The organism is Sphingobium sp. LB126 (assembly GCF_002795205.1).
Taxonomy (GTDB): domain Bacteria; phylum Pseudomonadota; class Alphaproteobacteria; order Sphingomonadales; family Sphingomonadaceae; genus Sphingobium; species Sphingobium chungbukense.
The window spans coordinates 632416-649714 of sequence record NZ_NETV01000002.1; the positions used below are offsets into that span (position 1 = coordinate 632416).

The window sequence follows — 17299 nt, forward strand, 5'->3', positions numbered from 1 at the left end:
GGAAACCCGGTATCGAAGGGTTGAGCGCGACCTCAGCCCTTTGATGTGCCATGTGCCCTTTCAACGGCCGCCTGCACTCGGCCCTGCGCCGGGTGCCGTGGCATAATATTTCGTCAGATAGGCGGTGATCGTCTTGATCTCTTCGGGTGACACCTCGGCCCCGCGATCCGCCATGCCCTGCACGGTCGTCGCCCACTCCGCGTCGCTCCGCCGCTTCTGGAAGACTTGCCCGATCGTGTGGCAGAAACCGCAGCGTTCGTTGATGAGGTCCAGACCAGGGCCAGGCGGCGGCGTGGCCGTAGCGACTGGCGCAGGTGCCTGCTGGGCCAGCGCGCCGGCCCCGATCAGGGGCAGGGCGAACGCCATGATCGTCAGTCCGATTTTGTGCATGTCATGTCCTCAAGGAAGCGCATAGGCCACAACCTCGTCGCTGGTGGCGGGTGAAAAGGCGAAGCCCCCTGTCGCCACGACGGCGACCATCTGCCGTTTACCCGCAGCATAGGTCATGGGCGTCCCGTAGCTCGAACCGGGCAGTTCGGTGGTCCAGAGCAGTCTGCCGGTCTTCGTTTCGAACGCGCGCAGGCGCTGATCCTTGGTCGCGCCGATGAAGGTCAGGCCGCCGGATGTCGTGAACGGCCCGCCTGCGCTGGTGATGCCCGCATGCTTGAGCGCCGGGTGGCCGGTATCGCCCAGCGGACGGCGCCACGCCACCGTGCCCTTCACCACATCCACCGCCACCAGTTCGCCCCATGGCGGCTTGTGGCAGGGAAATCCGCTCTCCATGTCCGCGAAATAAGCATAGCCGCCCTTCATGCCCCAGCTTCCGTCCGGCTGCTGTTCCAATTGCTGGGGGCTGGCGAGTTCGTTGAGGTTGATGATGTAGAGTCCCAGGCTGGGGTCGAACGCTCCCCCGCCCCAGTCGACGCCACCCAGGCTGCCGGGAAAGAAGTTGATCGCGCTGTCCGCGCGCAGCGGCTGGAACGGCTTGCTGGGGGTGATGTTCAGTCTCTTCACCAGCGCCTCGCACCGGGCCTTCAGTTCCGGCGTGACATCCAGAATGTCCTCGGCGTTGTAGGACAGGCGAGTCAGCGGCGGCGGCGCGACCGGCATCGGCTGGGTCGGCCAGGGCTGCTCGCCCGGAACATCGGTCTCGGTCGGAACCGGCATTTCGTGCACATCGAACAGCGGCTTGCCCGTCACGCGGTCGAGGATGAACATGATCGCGGTCTTGTTCATCGCCACCAATGCCGGGACCACCCGGCCGCCGCGCCTGATGTCGATCAGCGTCAGCGTCGGCAGGTCGAGGTCCCAAATGTCGTGATGGACCGTCTGGAAATGCCAGAGATATTTGCCGGTCGCGGCTTCCACCGCGACCACCGAATTGGAATAGAGGTTGGTGCCCCTGCGGTCGGCACCCCAGCGGTCGAAGGTCGGTGCGCCGACGGGCAGATAGGCGATACCGCGTTTTTCATCGACCTGGACGAAGGTCCAGACATTGGTGCCCGACCGCGCTTTCGCGCTGTCCCCTTCCCATGTCTCTGCGCCCTTCTCTCCCGTCTGGGGGATGGTGTGGAAGGTCCAGACCAGCTTGCCTGTACGCGCGTCCCAGGCGCGCACATCGCCCGCAGCGCCCTTGACCGGCATTTCCTGAACCCGCGACCCGGTGATGACCAGATCCTTGTAGATGGCGGGCGGACTGCTCATGCCGAGCGGCGCGGCCTTCAGGCCGTTCATCACCTCGGGCGTCTTCATGTTGACGATCCCGGCCTCGCCGAAATCGGCGGCAGGCTGGCCGGTGGCGGCATCCAGCGCGATCAGCTTGCCCGATCGGGTGCCGAAGAAGATGCGCGCCCCTTTCCCCTTGCTGCCCGGCCAATAGGCGACGCCGCGCGTGGAGGGCTGGTCCCTGTTCGCCAGCGTATAGACCCAGCGCTCCTTACCCGTTGCCGCATCGAGCGCGACGACACGATTATAGGGAGTGGCAAGATACATGATGCCGCCGATCACCAGCGGCGTCGCCTCCGACGCGGAAAATCCCGTAGCAAATTTGGCGCGCATGCCGTCGGGCATCGGTCCTGTATCGACAGTCACCCCGGGCGGTCGCATATGATATACCCATGCCTGCTGTAATGTGCCCACATTCGCCGTCGTGATCTGCCTGAGTGGCGAGTGACGCGCACCGCCGGGATCGCGGCCATAGGCGGCCCAGTCGGCCTCGGTGGACGGCGCGGCCGTGGCTCCGCCGCCAAGCGTGCCTGCGGCGATGGAGATCATGGATGCCAGTGCCATGGACCGGCGGAACGGGGATGGAATTTTCAACGACATGCCTCTCCTGAAGGCGGGTCCGACCTTTCATCGACAAGCCCGGTTGTTCTTTTGTGACGAGGATGCTAGCAGAGGGTTAAATCATATACAATATGATCTGAGAGCGAAATTGGCGCCGCCTGAGGCGCATGAGGGAGAAGGAATATGGCGACGCTGCCGTTGGCCGGCATAAGGGTACTCGACATTTCGCAGGTCATGGCTGGCCCGTTCTGCTGCATGCTGCTGGGCGACATGGGCGCCGACGTCATCAAGATCGAGCCGCCGCAAACCGGCGATTCGACCCGCCATTCGATGGGTTTTCGCCTCAAGGGGGAAGATAGTCCCGGTTTCCTGGCACTCAATCGCAACAAGCGGAGCATTGCCCTGAACCTCAAGGACGAGGCCGATCGCGACGTGCTCTACGCGCTGGTGAAAAGCGCCGACGTGCTGGTGGAAAACGCCCGCCCCGGCGTCGCGGCGCGGCTCGGCATCGACTATGACAGGCTGGCGAAGATCAATCCACGCCTCGTCTATGCCAGCATCTCCGGCTTCGGCCAGACCGGCCCGTGGGCGCAACGCCCCGGCTTCGACCTGATCGCGCAGGCGATGTCGGGCATTTTGAGCTCCAACGGCTTTCCCGGCATGGAGCCGGCCAAGAACAGCATCGCGGTTGCGGATCTGGGGGCGGGTCTTTTCTCGGCCTATGCCATCCTTTCGGCCATCATCGGCCGGGAGAAAAGCGGGCAGGGCCAGTATATCGACGCCTCGCTGCTCGAAGCCGCGCTCGGCCTTTCGATCTGGGAGACGACGGAACTCTGGGGCACGGGCAAGCCCCCCGCCCCGATCGGTTCGGCCAACCGCATGTCCGCCCCCTATCAGGCGATGCAGGCTTCGGACGGCTGGTTCGTCATCGGCGCCGCCAATCAGGGGCTGTGGCTCACCTTCCTCAATGTCATCGGCCGGCCGGAGCTTCAGGACGATCCGCGCTATTCGACCAACGCCGCGCGCGTCGTCAACCGGGTCGCGCTGATCGAAGATCTGGCGCCGACCTTCCTCACCCGCACCCGGCAGCAATGGATCGACGCCCTGCTCTCGGCAGGCGTTCCCGCCGCACCGATCCTCGATTATGGCGAGGCGGTGACCAGCGAGCAGGCGGTCGCCCGCGACATGGTGATGCAGGTGCCACATCCGGTGGAGGGCGAATTCAAGGCGCTCGGTTTCCCGGTGAAGATGCGCGGCACGCCGCAGGAAGTTCGCCTGCCCCCTCCTCTGCTCAACGAGCATAGCGACCTGATCCGGCAGGAACTGGTGGAGAGGGGTCTGCTCGCCCCGCAAAAGGAAGCCGCGAAATGACCGAGGCGCGTCTGATCTACGAGAAGCGGGGAAACCAGGCCCATGTCCGCTTCGACAACCCCGCCGCGCATAATGCGCTGACCGGCGCGATGTGGCACGGCCTGCGCGATGCCGCGCGGGACATTGCGTCCGACCCCGCCATTCGCGTCGCCATATTCCGCGGCGTCGGCGGCAAGGCGTTCATATCCGGCACTGATATTTCCAAGTTCGCGGACTATGAGACCGGGCAACAGGGCGTCGATTATGAGCGCGACATCGATGAATGCATGGGCGCCATCGACGCCATCCCCTGCACCACCATCGCGGTGGTGGAGGGATGGGCCGTGGGCGGCGGCATCAACATCTCTTCCGCCTGCGATTTCCGCATCGCGACGCGCGATGCGCGCTTCGGATCGCCGATCGGACGGACGATCGGCAATTGCCTGTCTGCCGCCAGCCTGACCAGGATCGGCGCCGCCGTCGGCCTACAGCGGGCGAAACGGATGATATTGCTGGGCGAGATGCTGACGGCGGAGGAATTGCTTGCCAGCGGCTTCCTGTTGCGGATCGTGGAACGTGAGACGCTCGATGCGGAGGCCGGCGCGCTGGCGCAGCGGGCCGCCGAAAACGCGCCGCTCACCACCCGCGCGACCAAGGAAATGATCCGCCGCATGACCTTCGGCACGCTGCCCGATGTGGAGGATCTGATCGCAGAGGTTTATGGCAGCGCCGATTTCCGGCAGGGCGTGGCCGATTTCCTGGTACGGACGAAGAAGGTGCCGGACTGGACCGGCGCCTGAGTCGGGGCGGTCTCGCCGCCCTGCTTCATTCACCACATTTGCATGCTGGACCCGCCACGGATGGTTCGGGTTTTTGCGCCACGATCCTGACATTGGGCATCAGCGCCGCGTTCGGCGGCAGTGCCAGATCGCCGGCCGGAAAGCCGTTGGCTTCGAACATATAGGCTTCGATGTCCGCGACCTTTCGCCCGCCCAAACTTCCCGGCGCATTGAGCGGCATGGTCGTCTGGATGCGCGCGAACAGGTCGCCCGCGGACGTGTTGTTCCAATTGTTGAGGAAGGTCGGCCCGACCAGCGCCGGCGCGACATCGATCCCGGCGAGCGTGTCGCCATGGCAGGCCGCGCAATTTTCCGCATAGGCGATCTTGCCGCGTTCCGCCTGCTCCTGGCTATAGACGCCGGTCCAGACATGGCGCTCGGGCGCCTGCGCACGCGTCATGACCGCGCCGCCCAGAAGCAGCATCGCACCCGCCAGCCCATATCCCCGCTTCACCTTGCCCATCAAGCCACTCCCGGAAGTCGGAACGCCACCAGTTCGGCGCTGTAATTGCCGCCGCCGATGGCGACGACGATATATTGGCGGTTGTTCAGCATATAGGTCATCGGCGATCCGCTCTGCGGCGCGGGCATGTAGACCGCCCCTTTCTCCTCGCCGGTCGCCTTGTCATAGGCACGCAGCATCGCGCCCCTGATGCCATATTCATTGGTGTAGAAACCCGCCTCGCCACAGATCACCAAGCTCTTGGTGCAGAGCGGTCCCAGATTGCCCGCCCGGCCGGTGCGCGGAATCTTCAGTCCCTTCAACGCGGGATGGTTGCGGACATTGTCCGGCGTCTCGCCATGTGCGACCTGCCATTTGAGATCGCCCTTGCTGAGGTCGATCGCGGTGATGCGGCCATAGGGGGGCTTCAGCAGCGGCAGGCCCTGCACGAACAGAAATCCCGGGGGTGGGCCCGAACCCGGCTTCGCCGCGGGGGGCCGCATGAAAGGCGTGGGTGCGGTCGCGCCCATCGCCACCTGCGGGCGCACTTCGGAGCCTGCAATACCGTGCACCTGCGGAAATTCGGAGACGCTGGTGTCTTCGTTCGGGATGATCCCGATAACGGAAGGCTGGGTCTTCGAATAGACGAAGACGGTATGGCTTTCAGGATCGTAGCAGCCGCCGGGCCAGTTGGTCCCACCCTGGATCCCCGGGACGGAGATGGTGCCCCAACGCCCCGGCTTGCTGACCACAGGCGGCGTATAGAGCGGTCCGATCTTATACTGTTTCACCAGCTCCACCGCCTGCTTGCGCAGTTCCGGCGTGAAGTCGATGAGGTCGTCGATGCCGACGCCCTGTACGTCATAGGCGGGCGGCTTGGTCGGGAAGGGCTGGGTCCTGGCATACCATTCGCCCGGCACGTCGCCCGCCTCCACGGGGCGCTCGACGATAGGCCAGATCGGCTGTCCATTGGTGCGGTCGAGCACATAAAGGAAGCTTTGCTTGGTCGGCTGGGCCAGCGCCTTCACCGTCTTCCCGTTCACCGGAATATCGCACAGGATCGGCGCGCAAGGGATGTCGCGGTCCCACAGGCCATGGTGGACGAGTTGATAATGCCAGCGCCGTACGCCCGTCTCCAGGTCGAGGGCAACGAGCGACTCCCCGAACAGGGCGTTGCCGCGACGGAACATGCCCATCTCATCCCCGGTCGGCAGTTCCACCGGCACATAGACCAGTCCCAGTTCCTCGTCGGCCGACATTTCCGCCCAGACGCCGCCATTGCCCGCTTCGTCGGCATCGCCGTTCAGCCAGCTATCATAGCCATATTCGCCCTTTTTCGGGATGGTATGGAAGATCCACTTGCGCTTCCCCGTGCGGACATCGAAACCGCGCACATAGCCCTTCACATTCTTGCGCACCGCCGGCACGTCACCCGCCGTATGCGCCGCGCCGACCACGACGACATCACGGGCGATGAGGGGCGTCGCATGCAGGCCGACATCGGCGGTTTCGGGATCGATCTCCTGATCGAAATCCTTCTTGAGATCGACCACCCCGTCCACGCCGAAAGCGGGATCGGGAAGCCCGGTCGCCGCATCGAGCGAAACCAGCTGATAGCCGATGGTCACGAACAGGATGCGCTCCTGCTTACCGTCGGTCCAGTAGGAGCAGCCATGGCCCGAAAGCTGGCGCGGGGAGTTGAGTGCGCGTTGCCCCTCGTCCTTGCGGTACATCCAGAGCAGTTCGCCAGTCGCAGCGTCGATCGCCACGCAATCGCGGCGCGACCCGGCAGTCAGGAAGAGCCGTCCCTTGATCAGCAGCGGCGTCGGTTCGAACTGATATTCCTTGCGCGCGCCCAATATATCGGTCTTGAAGCTCCACGCGACCTGGAGGTCGCCGAAATTCTCGGCATTGATCTGATCGAGCGGCGAATAGCGCGTATTGGCCTGGTCGGCCGCATAATGGCGCCATTCGGTATCCGGCCCACCGGGCAGTTCCTGCGCCATCGCGCGCCGAACCGGGGCTGTCCCGATGGTCGCGGCGACCGCGACGGTCCCGCCCAACAGCCTGCGTCGGGTGATCTTGAACATCGCGCTTTCGGCCCCTTCCCTCTATCTTTTCCGCGCTGTCGAATGGCCGCGGCTTACCAGCTCACCGCGATATATTTGGCCTCGCAATATTCGAGCAGGCCATGATGTCCGCCTTCCCGACCAAGACCGCTTTGCTTGACCCCGCCGAAGGGGGCGGCCGCGTCGGACACGAGACCACGATTGATCGCTACCATACCCGCCTCGATACGCTCGGCCATTTGCAGGCCGCGTTTGAGATCGTCGGTGTAGACATAGGCGGCAAGGCCATATTCGGTCGCATTGGCGAGCGCCACCGCCTCCCCCGGGTCATCGAACGGGATCACCGCGGCGACCGGGCCGAACACTTCGGTCGTCAGTATCTCCGAACCGGGCTGGACATTCGCGATGACGGACGGCGGATAGAAGAAACCCACGCCAGCCGGTGCCTTTCCGCCCAGCTTCACCTGGGCTCCCCGTCGAACCGCATCCGCCACCAGATGCTCGATCTTCTCGATCGCCTGCTTGTTGATCATCGCACCGCACTGGGTCGCGCCCTCGATCCCGGGGCCCATCTTCATTGCGCCCATGCGTTCCACCAGCTTCGCGACGAACGCATCATGGATGCCGCGCTGGACATAGAAGCGGTTGGCCGCCGTACAGGCTTCCCCGGCATTGCGCATCTTGGCAATCATCGCGCCTTCGATCGCTTCGTCGATGTTCGCATCGTCCAGCACTAGGAAGGGCGCGTTGCCGCCCAGTTCCATGGACGAGCTGATGACCTGATCCGCTGCCTGGCGCAGTAGGATGCGCCCGACCTGGGTGGAGCCGGTGAAGGACAATTTGCGCACGCGCGGGTCATGCAGGATGTCGTTGCAGAGCGGCCCCGGATCGCTGGTGTTGACGACGTTGACGACGCCCGCCGGCACCCCGGCCCGGCGCATGATCTCCGCGACGGCCAGCGCCGTCAGCGGGGTTTCCTCGGCGGGCTTCAGAATGCAGGTGCAGCCTGCCGCCAGCGCCGGGGCGATCTTGCGCGTCGCCATGGCGGCCGGGAAGTTCCAGGGGGTGATCAGCAAGGCGATGCCGATCGGCTGATATTGCACCATGATCCGATTGGCGCCCGATGGGGAGACGGCCAGCTCACCATTGATGCGCACCGCCTCCTCCGCATACCAGCGGAAGAATTCGGCGGCATAGGCCACCTCGCCCCGGGCGTCGGACAGCGCCTTGCCGTTTTCCAGCGCGATGAGCTGCGCCAGCCATTCCTGCTCCGCCATCATGGCATGAAAGCAGGCGAGCAGGATGTCGGCGCGCTTGCGTGGCGCGGTCGCCGCCCATGCCGCTGACGCTGCAGCCGCGGCGTCCACGGCGGCCCTGCCCTCGGCGGAGCTTGCGTCCGCCACTGAAGTCAGCACCGTTTCGGTCGCCGGGTTGAGAATATCGATGCGCTTTCCGCTGGTGGCGGGCACCCATGCCTCACCGATCAGCAGGTCGGTCGGAATGGCGAAAGGACCGGCATGGCCGTCCGTCGTCGTGCAGGTGAAGCTTTCGGTTGTCATGGTGAGCCTTGTTCGAAAAGTCAGACGGATTTGAGCGCAGCCCGCTCGCCCGCGAAGGCGGCGTGCGTGATGCTCTGCATCGCCGGGAGATCGAGGGGACGAGGGTTGTTTTTGACCAGACGGGCGGCATTCAGCGCATTTTCCGCGACGAAATCCTGTTGGTCGGCCTTCAGGCCCAGCGCAGCAAGCGAGCGGGGAATGCCAACGCGACCGAGCAGGCCGGCGACCGCGTCGATGAAGGCCTGCGACATCTCTGCTTCCGGCGCGTCGGACAATTTGACGGCCCGCGCCAGTTCGGCAAAGGCCGGAATGCAGAAAGGCTGATTGAACTGCATGACATAGGGCAGCAGCGTCGCCACCCCATCGCCATGGGCAGTATGTGTCAGGTTGCCGACAGGATATTGCAAGGCGTGCGCTGCCGCGGTGCCTGCGGTACCAAAGGCGCAGCCCGCCGCCAGCGCGGCCAGCATCAGCCCTTCGCGCGCCTCGACATCACCGCCGTCACGATAGGCCCGTTCCAGGAACAGGAAGATATTGGCGACGGCAAGCCGGGCAAAATGGTCGGACAGCAGATTCTTGCCGACGAACACATGATCCTGCGTCAGCATGGGGTCGGCGGCGCGCGCCAGGGTGGTATAGGCCTCCACCGCGTGCGTCAGTGCGTCGGCGCCCGAACAGGCGGTCAGGGCGGGCGGACAGGTGATGGTCAGTTCCGGGTCGCAAATTGCGATCAGGGGAATGAGATGAGGGCTGGCGATACCGACCTTGGCGCCGCGTTCCTCGTCGGACACCACGGCGACGGGCGTCACTTCCGATCCTGTACCGGCGGTCGTCGGCATGGCGATCAGCGGCATGACCGGCCCGGGCACCGCGAATTCGCCATAATAGGACCGGATATCCCCACCGTGGGTCATCAGGACCGCAACCACCTTCGCCATGTCCATGGAACTGCCGCCGCCTATGCCGACCAAAAGATCGGGCGCGAAGCCGCGTACTTCCTCGACGCAGGCCTCGATCGATCCAAGCGGCAGGTCCGGGATCGTCCGGTCGAAGACATGGACATCCATGCCGTGGGCGTGCAGATCGGCCACCATGGCGTGGAATTCGGGCTGCGCCGCCTGCCGCTCGTCGGTGCAAAGCAGGGCGCGCTTGCCCAATGGGCTGGCAGCAGCGCCCAGCGCGTGGCGCTGTCCGCGCCCGAACAGGACGGAACGAGGGAGGCGAAGAGCGCCGAAAGCGGGAGGGGCGTCGCTCACTTCCTGCTACCATCCGCGCCATATTGTTTCAGATAGGCTATGATGTCAGCGCGATCCTGAGGCGCAGCCATGCCGGGGAAGACCATCTTCGTGCCGGGCACCAGCTTCGAGGGGCCCTGCAACAATTTGTCGATGCTGGCTTCGTCCCATTTGATACCGGATGCCTTGATCGCCGGAGAATAGCGATACCCCGCCTCCCCTCCTGCCATGCGGCCGACAACGCCGTTGAGCGCGGGACCAATCGAACCTGTCGGGTTCGGACCGACCTTGTGACAAACCGCACAACGCGCAAAAAGCTGCTGCCCGTGCGCCGGATTCCCCTTCGGCGCTGGGGCGGCGATCGCCGTGCCGGCAATGGCGGCACCGACGCCCATAGTGAATATCCAAGTCTTCACCTAAACAATCTCCTATCGAGCCCTGGAGCCGCAATGTTCCGCAAAAATCATGAGTATGTTCGTCCTTGGAAACTGCCGCGCGACATCACGCCTGCATTCCCTTCCCGTCGCGAAGCTTTCGCGAAGCATCGATCCGCAGGAACAATGCCGCCGCGATCAGGCACAGGACGGACAACACCGCAAAGGCCGCGAACCATCCGCTCATGCTGACGATATAACCGGTCACCGCGGCGGCCACCGCTGCGCCCATATTACCGAGCGTGTTCATGACCGCCGACACCGATCCCGCATATTCGCCGCCGATATCGAGCGTCACGGCCCAGGACACGCCGACGGTCAATTCCAGTCCGAACAAGGCTATGCAGAAGCACAATATGCTCGGCACCGGCTGGTCGATCGCCGCCGCCAGCGGGATCATCGCCGCCGCCATCAGGAAACCGACCACCGCCACGCCCCTGCGCGCCATCTTCAACCCGGCGCCGCGCTTCACCAGCAGGTCGGACACCCATCCACCCATCAGGTCGCCGACCACGCCCGCCATCAGCGGCAGGCTGGCGAACAGGCCCATCACGGCGATGTCGAACCCGCGCGCATCGTGCAGATATTTGGGAAACCAGGTCAGGAAGATGTTGATGCAATAGGCGTAGCAGAAATACATGGCCGACAGCACCCAGAGTTGCGAATTGGCGAGCAGGTGGCGCCACGGCACATTGACCCGCGCCCGCCCTTGACCAAGCGCGCCCTCGATCATGGCGAGCTCCGCCCCGTTTACCGAGGGATGCTCGCGCGGCGTGTCGCGATAGTAGCAGAACCACAAAGCCGCCCAGGCGATGCCGATCAGCGCGAACGCCAGAAACGGCATGCGCCAGCCGAACTGGACGATCAGCAGTGCGACGAAAACCGGCGTCACCGCCCCACCCAGCCGCGCACCCGCATGGGTGACGCCCTGCGCCCAGCCGCGTTCCGACGGCAGCATCCAGCGCGACAGCGACCGCGTCGCGATCGGAAACGCACCCGCCTCTCCCATGCCGAAGAGGAAGCGGCAGACCATCATCGATCCGGCCGACCAGGTCAGCGCCGTGGCGGCCGTGAAGGTCGACCACCACAAGACCACGCCGGTCAAGGCGCGACGCGGCCCGAACCTGTCGCCCAGCCAGCCGCCCGGAATCTGGAACAGCGCATAGGCGATCGAGAAGGACGCGAAAATCCAGCCCATCGTCACCGGCGAGAAGCCATATTCCTTCTCGATCACCGGCGCCGCCGTGGCGATCACGACACGGTCCATATAGGTGATGAGATAGGCCAGCACCGTCAGCCAAAGGACGGCATGGCGAGCACGCGTGGGACGCGCCACCCCGGCGGCCGTGTCGCGCCGTTCCATGAGGCTTGCCTCGCCGGTCACGGACGGCCTCCACAGGCATCATCCGCGCGGCCGATACAGGTCTGCCAGATCGTCGACACCTTGTTGCCCGCTATATAGACGGCATCGATGGCACGGCTATTGCGGATATCCGCAGTCGGATCACGACCCAGCACCAGCAGGTCGGCCCATTTGCCCGGCGCGACCGTGCCGATATCGTTGGCGCCCATGAACTCCGCATTGGCGCTGGTGGCGGCGGTGAGCGCCTGCATCGGCGTCAGGCCCGCCTTGACCATCAGTTCCAGCTCCCAATGCGCGAAATAGCCGGGAAAACGGGCCGTGGGACCACTGTCCGTACCCATGCCGTAGCGGATGCCAGCCTTCACCTCGCGCGCGAAATTGTCCATCGCATGTTGCAGGGTCGGCGCATATTTGGGGAAGTTCGGCGCCGCCGCCAGCTTCGCCGCCCGCTCCATACTGGCCAGTTCCTTCAACACCACGGGAGTCACCCCGCGCGCGAAAAACGGATCGTCCAGGAAAGGCAGCGTCTTGTAGGTGAAGGACGCTTCGCGGCTCAAGGTGGCGGCCATCTGCCACACGCCCTTCGCCTTCATCTGGCTGAGCAGCGCGTCGTCCACGGCACGGTCGCGCACCGAATGGGCAAAGGCATCCACCCCTTCCCGCGCCAGTTCGGCTGCATTGTCATAATAGAAGATATGGGCGACGGTCTTCTTGCCCTTCCTGTGCGCCTCATCGATCACCGCGCTGCTGATCTGCGGCGGCATGCGCTCTTCCAGCATGCCGAACTCGTCGTCGACCCACAGCTTGATAAGGTCGGCGCCATGGGAGGCTTCCTTGTCGACCATCGCCCGCGCTTCGCCGGGTGTCGCAACCGACTGGTCGAGGCCGGGGACACCGCCGTAGCTGCCCTTGAACACCACGCCCTGCCCCACGGTATAGACCCGCGACATCGCCGTACGGCCCTTGCGCATCTGCTGGATCGGGAAGATCAGGTCCTTCTCGGTGCCCAGCGTCTGGACGGCGGTGACGCCATAGGCGGCATAGATGCCGAGCTGCTTCTCGATATTCTCGGGCGTCTGATATTGGAGATTCTGGGTTATGCCGTCGACCAGCCCCAGATGGACATGGCTATCGATCAGGCCGGGCATCAGATATTTGCCCTTCAGCCTTTCGACCTTCGCGCCCGCCGGCACCTTGAGCTTCGCGGATGGCCCGACCCAGCTAATCCGCCCATCCGTCATGACGAGCGCCTGGTTTGTCGCCGGCGCCTTCCCCGTCCCATCGATCAGCGTGAAATCACGCAGCACCGTCGTTTCCGCGACCGCCGCCGGAAGTCCGGCAAGCATGGCGACGGTCAAACTGACGATTGAGAATCCGGCTTTCATGGCAGACCGCATATCCATCCTCTCCCAGATCTATTTCATATCCTATATGATCTGGTAAAATGGTGGTAAGTGGTCGACGCGGGTACGTCAAGTGACTTTCCCGCCTTCCCGAAACTCCGCAGACACTTGACTCGCGCGCCCGCGCCAGGCCGCGCGTTCAGCCGCGAGACGTGCCGTTCGCCCTGTCCATCCGCTGTTGCGAACATGTCAGATGATCGCGCACCGATTGTTCGGCCGCGGCGGGATCATGCGCCAGCAAAGCGGCGATGATGCGCTGGTGTTCCCGCGCCGCCACCTCGGGCGCATTGGGCTGCGCACTGTTCTGATAGAGCGAGCGGAAAATCTGGAGATGCGCGTGCAGCCGCTCAATCGTCTCCTCGATCAGGCGGTTTCCGCTACCCTTCGCGATCAGCCGATGGAGTTGAGCATCCGCCTCCGCGAAACGGGCATAGGCCTGCTCGTCGCGCTCGACGACCGCGTCCATGTCGGCCTGAATCGCCTGGAGGATGGACAGCGCCTCATCATCCATATGCTCGGCCGCGCACGCGGCGGCATAGGGCTCGATCAGCAAGCGCAGCGTATAGAGGTCGTGCACCTCCTCCGGCGTCATCTGCGGACTGGCGCGGTAGCCGACATTGGTCGTCTTGTAGACGAGCTTCTCCGCTTCGAGCTGGCTGAGCGCTTCGCGAATCGGCGTCTGCGAAATGCCCAGCTGCCGGGCGACAGTGTCGATCGGAATGCGCTCTCCCGGCGCGATCTTCACGGTCATCAACAAGGAGAGAAGATGGTCATAGGCGCGCTCCACCAGCGTAGGGCCTGAAGTGGAACGAGCCGGGAGAGCGTTGGCGCCCAGGGGCTGGGACATGTTTTGCAGATCGGACATCGTCTCGGCTTATAATGGAGAATGCAAAACATATAGGATATTTTCGTCCCCATTGCGACGACGCTGTTGCATTGGCGAGCATGACCGTTTCCGAGGCGCCGACCGTCGCCTGGAGGGTATGCATGCGGGAATGCCGCGGAACATGGTTCAGCGGCCTGTCCGGCAAGATCAGGTCGCGGTGCTGAGGCGCCCCAATTCTCCTTCCGCCCTCGCCTGCCGGCCATAGACTATTTCGAACAGTGGCCCCGCCATCATGGTGGTGACGATGGCCATCAGGACCAGCATCGAAAACAAGGCCGGTTCGATGATCCCCTTCTGTATTCCGATATTGATGATGATCAATTCCATCAGGCCGCGCGAGTTCATCAATGCGCCGATGCCCAGCGCCGTGCGATTGTCTTCGCCGGACATACGGGCGGCCGCATAGCAGGCCCCGAACTTGGCGAGGATGGAGGCGACCAATATGCCCAGCGCGATAAGCAGGAACGGCATGGAGTTGACCATGTCGAGGCGCGTGTTCAGGCCCGAATAAGTGAAGAACATGGGCAGCAATATGACCACCGCGATCGGCTCTACCTTCTTCTTCAACTCTTCGACGAACAGGCCTCGCGGCATGAACACACCCAGGATGAAGCCACCGAATATGCCGTGAATGCCGATCGCGTCCATGACGAAGGCCGACAGGCAGAAGAGCGCCAGGGTGATGGCCAGGATCGTCGTGCTCATCTCGCCCCGCGCCTCGACCGCGCGTCCCAGCGGAGCGAGCAGGCGCCGCCCGAACAGGATCAGGAAGGCGGCGTAGAGAAAAGCCCCGACGATCGCCACCACGGCGACCCCGCTGCCACCCCCGAACAGGGCGAGAACCACCGCCAGCACGCACCAGGAGGCCGCATCGTCGAACGCGCCGGCCGTCAGCGACAGCGTGCCCAGCGGACTGTCGGCAAGCCCCCGTTCGTTGATGATCCGCGCCAGCATCGGAAAAGCGGTCAGGGCGATGCAGGCGCCCATGAAAAGCGTCGCGCTGCCCTGGCCCAAGCCGTCCGCGAAGAGGCCCGGTACCTTCACCAGCCAGGGTGTGATCAGTATCGCGATGAGGAAGGGCGCAAGCAGCCCTGCCCCCGACACCATGGCCGCGTTCCGGACCTTCGACTGGAAATGGTCGAGCCTCAATGTCAGCCCTACCAGGAACATGTAGAGCGCCACGCCGAATTGCGCGCCGGCATAGAGCAGATTGCCGGTTTCCTTCGGAAAGATCGCCCCCTGGAGACCGGGGGCGATCAGCCCGAAGAGGGACGGCCCCAGGATCACGCCGGCGATCATCTCCCCCACCACCTGTGGTTGCGCGAGGAATTTCCGGCACAGCCAACCCACCCCCCTGCACGCCACGAGAATGAGCGCGAGTTGCAGGAAGAAATGGACGCTGAAATCGCCCGGAGAATAGCTGGACAGTTTCGCGCCGACCGGCGGCCCATGGGGCGCCAATATGTTCGTCAGCGAAGAAATAATGTCTCCAGCCATCCAGCCCTCCCATATTTATCATGGGAGCGCTACCACATTTGGATGGGATAGAGAAGCCTATCGTCCATCCAATCGCATATTGGCCCGGACATGGGCGGGGCATTTCGACTTTGGCGTTCCTGTTCCACACGCTGTCCCAGGGGAAATTTATTTGTGGGAGTTATTGACGGCCATGAGGGATCATATACGATCGTTGCGCCAACCAAATGCCATGGCGCACAACAGAATGAGGGGATTGAGAATGACCGGCACGGCGACGCATCGGGCATCGCGTTTGCGGCCGATCGCCCTGATTCTGCTGCCCCTGTGCGGCGCGGTACAGGCCCATGCGGCGCCTGCGCGATTCGAACAGTTCACTTATCAGGGGAAGGCCGCAGAACAGGCTCCGGTGCAGGCGGGTCAATATCGCAATCCGATCTTGTCGGGCTATTATCCCGACCCCTCGCTGACCCGCGTGGGTGACGACTATTATCTGGTCAATTCCTCTTTCGCTCACTTCCCCGGCCTGCCGGTCTTCAAATCGAAAGACTTGGTCCATTGGACCCAGATCGCCAACGCCATCAACCGCCCCGAACAACTCGACTTCACCGGCCGAAGGATATCGCAAGCGGTATTCGCGCCTGATATCAGCTGGCATGACGGCGTCTTCTACATCGTCAATACATGCGTCGAATGCCGGGGTAATTTCGTCATCACCGCGAAGGACCCCGCAGGACCATGGTCCAATCCGATCTGGCTGCCCTTCGAAGGTATCGACCCCTCCCTTTATTGGGAAGGCGACAAGGCCTATATCGTAAACAACCGCGCGCCAGAGGAAACACCCCGTTATGACGGACACCGCGCCATCTGGATTCAGGAATATGACTGGCGTGCCGGCAAGATGGTCGGGCCGAGCACGCAGATCGTCAATGGCGGCGTCGACATCGGGAAAAAGCCGGTCTGGATCGAGGGGCCGCATATCTTCCGCAAGGACGGCTATTATTATCTGACCGCGGCCGAAGGCGGGACAAGCGTCAATCATTCACAGGTCGTGTTCCGCGCGAAGGAATTGCGCGGCCCCTATCAGCCGTTCGAGGGCAATCCGATCCTTACCCAACGCGATCTGGACCCCGCCCGGCCCGATCCGATCGGCTCGGCGGGACATGCGAAACTCGTTCAGACCCGCAATGGCGACTGGTGGGCGAGCTTCCTGGCAGTGCGCCCCTATGCCGGGGATTTCTACAATATCGGACGGGAAACCTTCCTGCTGCCGGTCAAGTGGAAGGATGGCTGGCCAGTCATCCTGCCCAAAGGGGAGGCGATCCCGCATGTCGCCGAGGCGCCACGCCTGCCCACCGGGCCGCTGCCGGCGCTGCCCACCAGCGGCGACTTTTCCTATATCGACGAATTTGACGGCAAGACCCTCTCCATGCAGTGGATCGGCATCCGTACGCCGCACCACCCCTTTTATCGCCTGAGCGGCGGCGCGCTGGAACTGGAAAGCGGCGCGCCCATCGGCGACCTCAACGGCGTCCCGGCCTTCATCGGACGTCGGCAGCAACATGCCAATGCCACCATCTCCACCACCCTGCGCTACACGCCCGCCGGCAATGGCGACCGTGCCGGCCTTGCCGCCGTGCAAAGTGATCGCAACAACCTTTTCTTCGGGCTCACCCGGATCGAAGGGAGGCCGGTCGTCGCCCTTTACACGCGCGATCAGTCCGACACCGACAGCCTCATCGCATCCGCCCCTGTCGCCACGAGCGGACCTGTGACCCTGACCATCCGCATCACGGGCGGCACTATGGCTTTCGACTATGCCGTCGACGGGAAGGCCCGGACGCTCAAGACCGACCTCGACGCAACCCTGCTCAGCACGGAAAAGGCGGGCGGGTTCGTCGGCACCGTCATCGGCCCTTATCATTACACGCCCGCCTCCTGATCCGGAGAGACCATA

14 protein-coding genes are annotated in these 17299 nt (G+C 63.8%); 3 read left to right on the forward strand and 11 right to left on the reverse strand.

Going from position 1 to position 17299, the window contains the following annotated elements; genetic code table 11:
* Nucleotides 1-60 precede the first annotated feature (60 nt).
* Both CAF53_RS19050 and CAF53_RS19055 read right to left on the reverse strand, forming a co-directional pair.
* Nucleotides 61-390 carry a hypothetical protein gene (locus CAF53_RS19050; RefSeq protein ID WP_100239219.1) on the reverse strand — a complete coding sequence of 110 codons (330 nt, stop codon included), beginning with the start codon at nt 388-390 and terminating at the stop codon, nt 61-63.
* A 9-nt stretch (nt 391-399) separates the two neighbouring features.
* A complete protein-coding gene (locus tag CAF53_RS19055) occupies nt 400-2325 on the reverse strand; it encodes a pyrroloquinoline quinone-dependent dehydrogenase (protein WP_100239220.1) in 1926 nt (641 codons plus the stop codon).
* A 144-nt stretch (nt 2326-2469) separates the two neighbouring features.
* Between CAF53_RS19055 and CAF53_RS19060 the strand changes: the two genes are divergently transcribed.
* Entirely contained in the window at nt 2470-3657 is a 1188-nt protein-coding gene (locus tag CAF53_RS19060) for a CoA transferase (protein ID WP_100239221.1), read from the forward strand.
* Entirely contained in the window at nt 3654-4436 is a 783-nt protein-coding gene (locus CAF53_RS19065) for an enoyl-CoA hydratase (protein WP_100239222.1), read from the forward strand. Before CAF53_RS19060 ends, CAF53_RS19065 begins: the two co-directional genes overlap by 4 nt.
* A gap of 25 nt (nt 4437-4461) precedes the next feature.
* Here CAF53_RS19065 and CAF53_RS19070 read toward each other — a convergent pair whose 3' ends face one another.
* The 9 genes from CAF53_RS19070 to CAF53_RS19110 all read right to left on the reverse strand — a co-directional run bounded on the left by CAF53_RS19070 (nt 4462) and on the right by CAF53_RS19110 (nt 15363).
* A complete protein-coding gene (locus CAF53_RS19070) occupies nt 4462-4938 on the reverse strand; it encodes a c-type cytochrome (RefSeq protein ID WP_046764165.1) in 477 nt (158 codons plus the stop codon).
* On the reverse strand, nt 4938-7007 hold the full coding sequence (locus tag CAF53_RS19075) for a PQQ-binding-like beta-propeller repeat protein (protein WP_046764166.1): 2070 nt from the start codon (nt 7005-7007) through the stop codon (nt 4938-4940). The genes CAF53_RS19070 and CAF53_RS19075 overlap by 1 nt, the downstream gene beginning before the upstream one ends.
* Nucleotides 7008-7060: 53 nt before the next feature.
* On the reverse strand, nt 7061-8545 hold the full coding sequence (locus tag CAF53_RS19080; protein ID WP_100239223.1) for an NAD-dependent succinate-semialdehyde dehydrogenase: 1485 nt from the start codon (nt 8543-8545) through the stop codon (nt 7061-7063).
* A 20-nt stretch (nt 8546-8565) separates the two neighbouring features.
* Nucleotides 8566-9801 carry an iron-containing alcohol dehydrogenase gene (locus CAF53_RS19085; RefSeq protein ID WP_100239224.1) on the reverse strand — a complete coding sequence of 412 codons (1236 nt, stop codon included), beginning with the start codon at nt 9799-9801 and terminating at the stop codon, nt 8566-8568.
* The gene (locus CAF53_RS19090; RefSeq protein ID WP_052757428.1) at nt 9798-10196 is read right to left on the reverse strand and encodes a cytochrome c family protein; all 399 of its coding nucleotides are present in this window, start codon (nt 10194-10196) and stop codon (nt 9798-9800) included. Before CAF53_RS19090 ends, CAF53_RS19085 begins: the two co-directional genes overlap by 4 nt.
* Before the next feature lie 85 nt (nt 10197-10281).
* Nucleotides 10282-11598, reverse strand: a complete 1317-nt coding sequence (locus CAF53_RS19095) for an MFS transporter (protein WP_046764170.1) — start codon at nt 11596-11598, stop codon at nt 10282-10284.
* The gene (locus CAF53_RS19100) at nt 11595-12962 is read right to left on the reverse strand and encodes an amidohydrolase family protein (protein ID WP_100239563.1); all 1368 of its coding nucleotides are present in this window, start codon (nt 12960-12962) and stop codon (nt 11595-11597) included. The genes CAF53_RS19095 and CAF53_RS19100 overlap by 4 nt, the downstream gene beginning before the upstream one ends.
* 157 nt (nt 12963-13119) lie before the next feature.
* Complete coding sequence (locus tag CAF53_RS19105) at nt 13120-13845, reverse strand: GntR family transcriptional regulator (RefSeq protein ID WP_052757429.1); 726 nt, start codon at nt 13843-13845, stop codon at nt 13120-13122.
* 168 nt (nt 13846-14013) lie between these two features.
* Nucleotides 14014-15363: a cation:proton antiporter gene (locus CAF53_RS19110; RefSeq protein WP_100239225.1), complete on the reverse strand. Its 1350-nt coding sequence runs from the start codon at nt 15361-15363 to the stop codon at nt 14014-14016.
* Between the two features lie 241 nt (nt 15364-15604).
* Between CAF53_RS19110 and CAF53_RS19115 the strand changes: the two genes are divergently transcribed.
* A complete protein-coding gene (locus tag CAF53_RS19115) occupies nt 15605-17284 on the forward strand; it encodes a glycoside hydrolase family 43 protein (RefSeq protein WP_100239226.1) in 1680 nt (559 codons plus the stop codon).
* The last annotated feature ends 15 nt before the right edge of the window (nt 17285-17299 follow it).

Coding starts and splice junctions, on each gene's coding strand:
- CAF53_RS19115 (WP_100239226.1), top strand. CDS start 15,605: ATGACCGGCACGGCGACGCATCGGGCATCGCGTTTGCGGCCGATCGCC.
- CAF53_RS19050 (WP_100239219.1), bottom strand. CDS start 390: ATGCACAAAATCGGACTGACGATCATGGCGTTCGCCCTGCCCCTGATC.
- CAF53_RS19075 (WP_046764166.1), bottom strand. CDS start 7,007: ATGTTCAAGATCACCCGACGCAGGCTGTTGGGCGGGACCGTCGCGGTC.
- CAF53_RS19105 (WP_052757429.1), bottom strand. CDS start 13,845: ATGTCCGATCTGCAAAACATGTCCCAGCCCCTGGGCGCCAACGCTCTC.
- CAF53_RS19070 (WP_046764165.1), bottom strand. CDS start 4,938: ATGGGCAAGGTGAAGCGGGGATATGGGCTGGCGGGTGCGATGCTGCTT.
- CAF53_RS19100 (WP_100239563.1), bottom strand. CDS start 12,962: ATGAAAGCCGGATTCTCAATCGTCAGTTTGACCGTCGCCATGCTTGCC.
- CAF53_RS19060 (WP_100239221.1), top strand. CDS start 2,470: ATGGCGACGCTGCCGTTGGCCGGCATAAGGGTACTCGACATTTCGCAG.
- CAF53_RS19110 (WP_100239225.1), bottom strand. CDS start 15,363: ATGGCTGGAGACATTATTTCTTCGCTGACGAACATATTGGCGCCCCAT.
- CAF53_RS19080 (WP_100239223.1), bottom strand. CDS start 8,545: ATGACAACCGAAAGCTTCACCTGCACGACGACGGACGGCCATGCCGGT.
- CAF53_RS19055 (WP_100239220.1), bottom strand. CDS start 2,325: ATGTCGTTGAAAATTCCATCCCCGTTCCGCCGGTCCATGGCACTGGCA.
- CAF53_RS19065 (WP_100239222.1), top strand. CDS start 3,654: ATGACCGAGGCGCGTCTGATCTACGAGAAGCGGGGAAACCAGGCCCAT.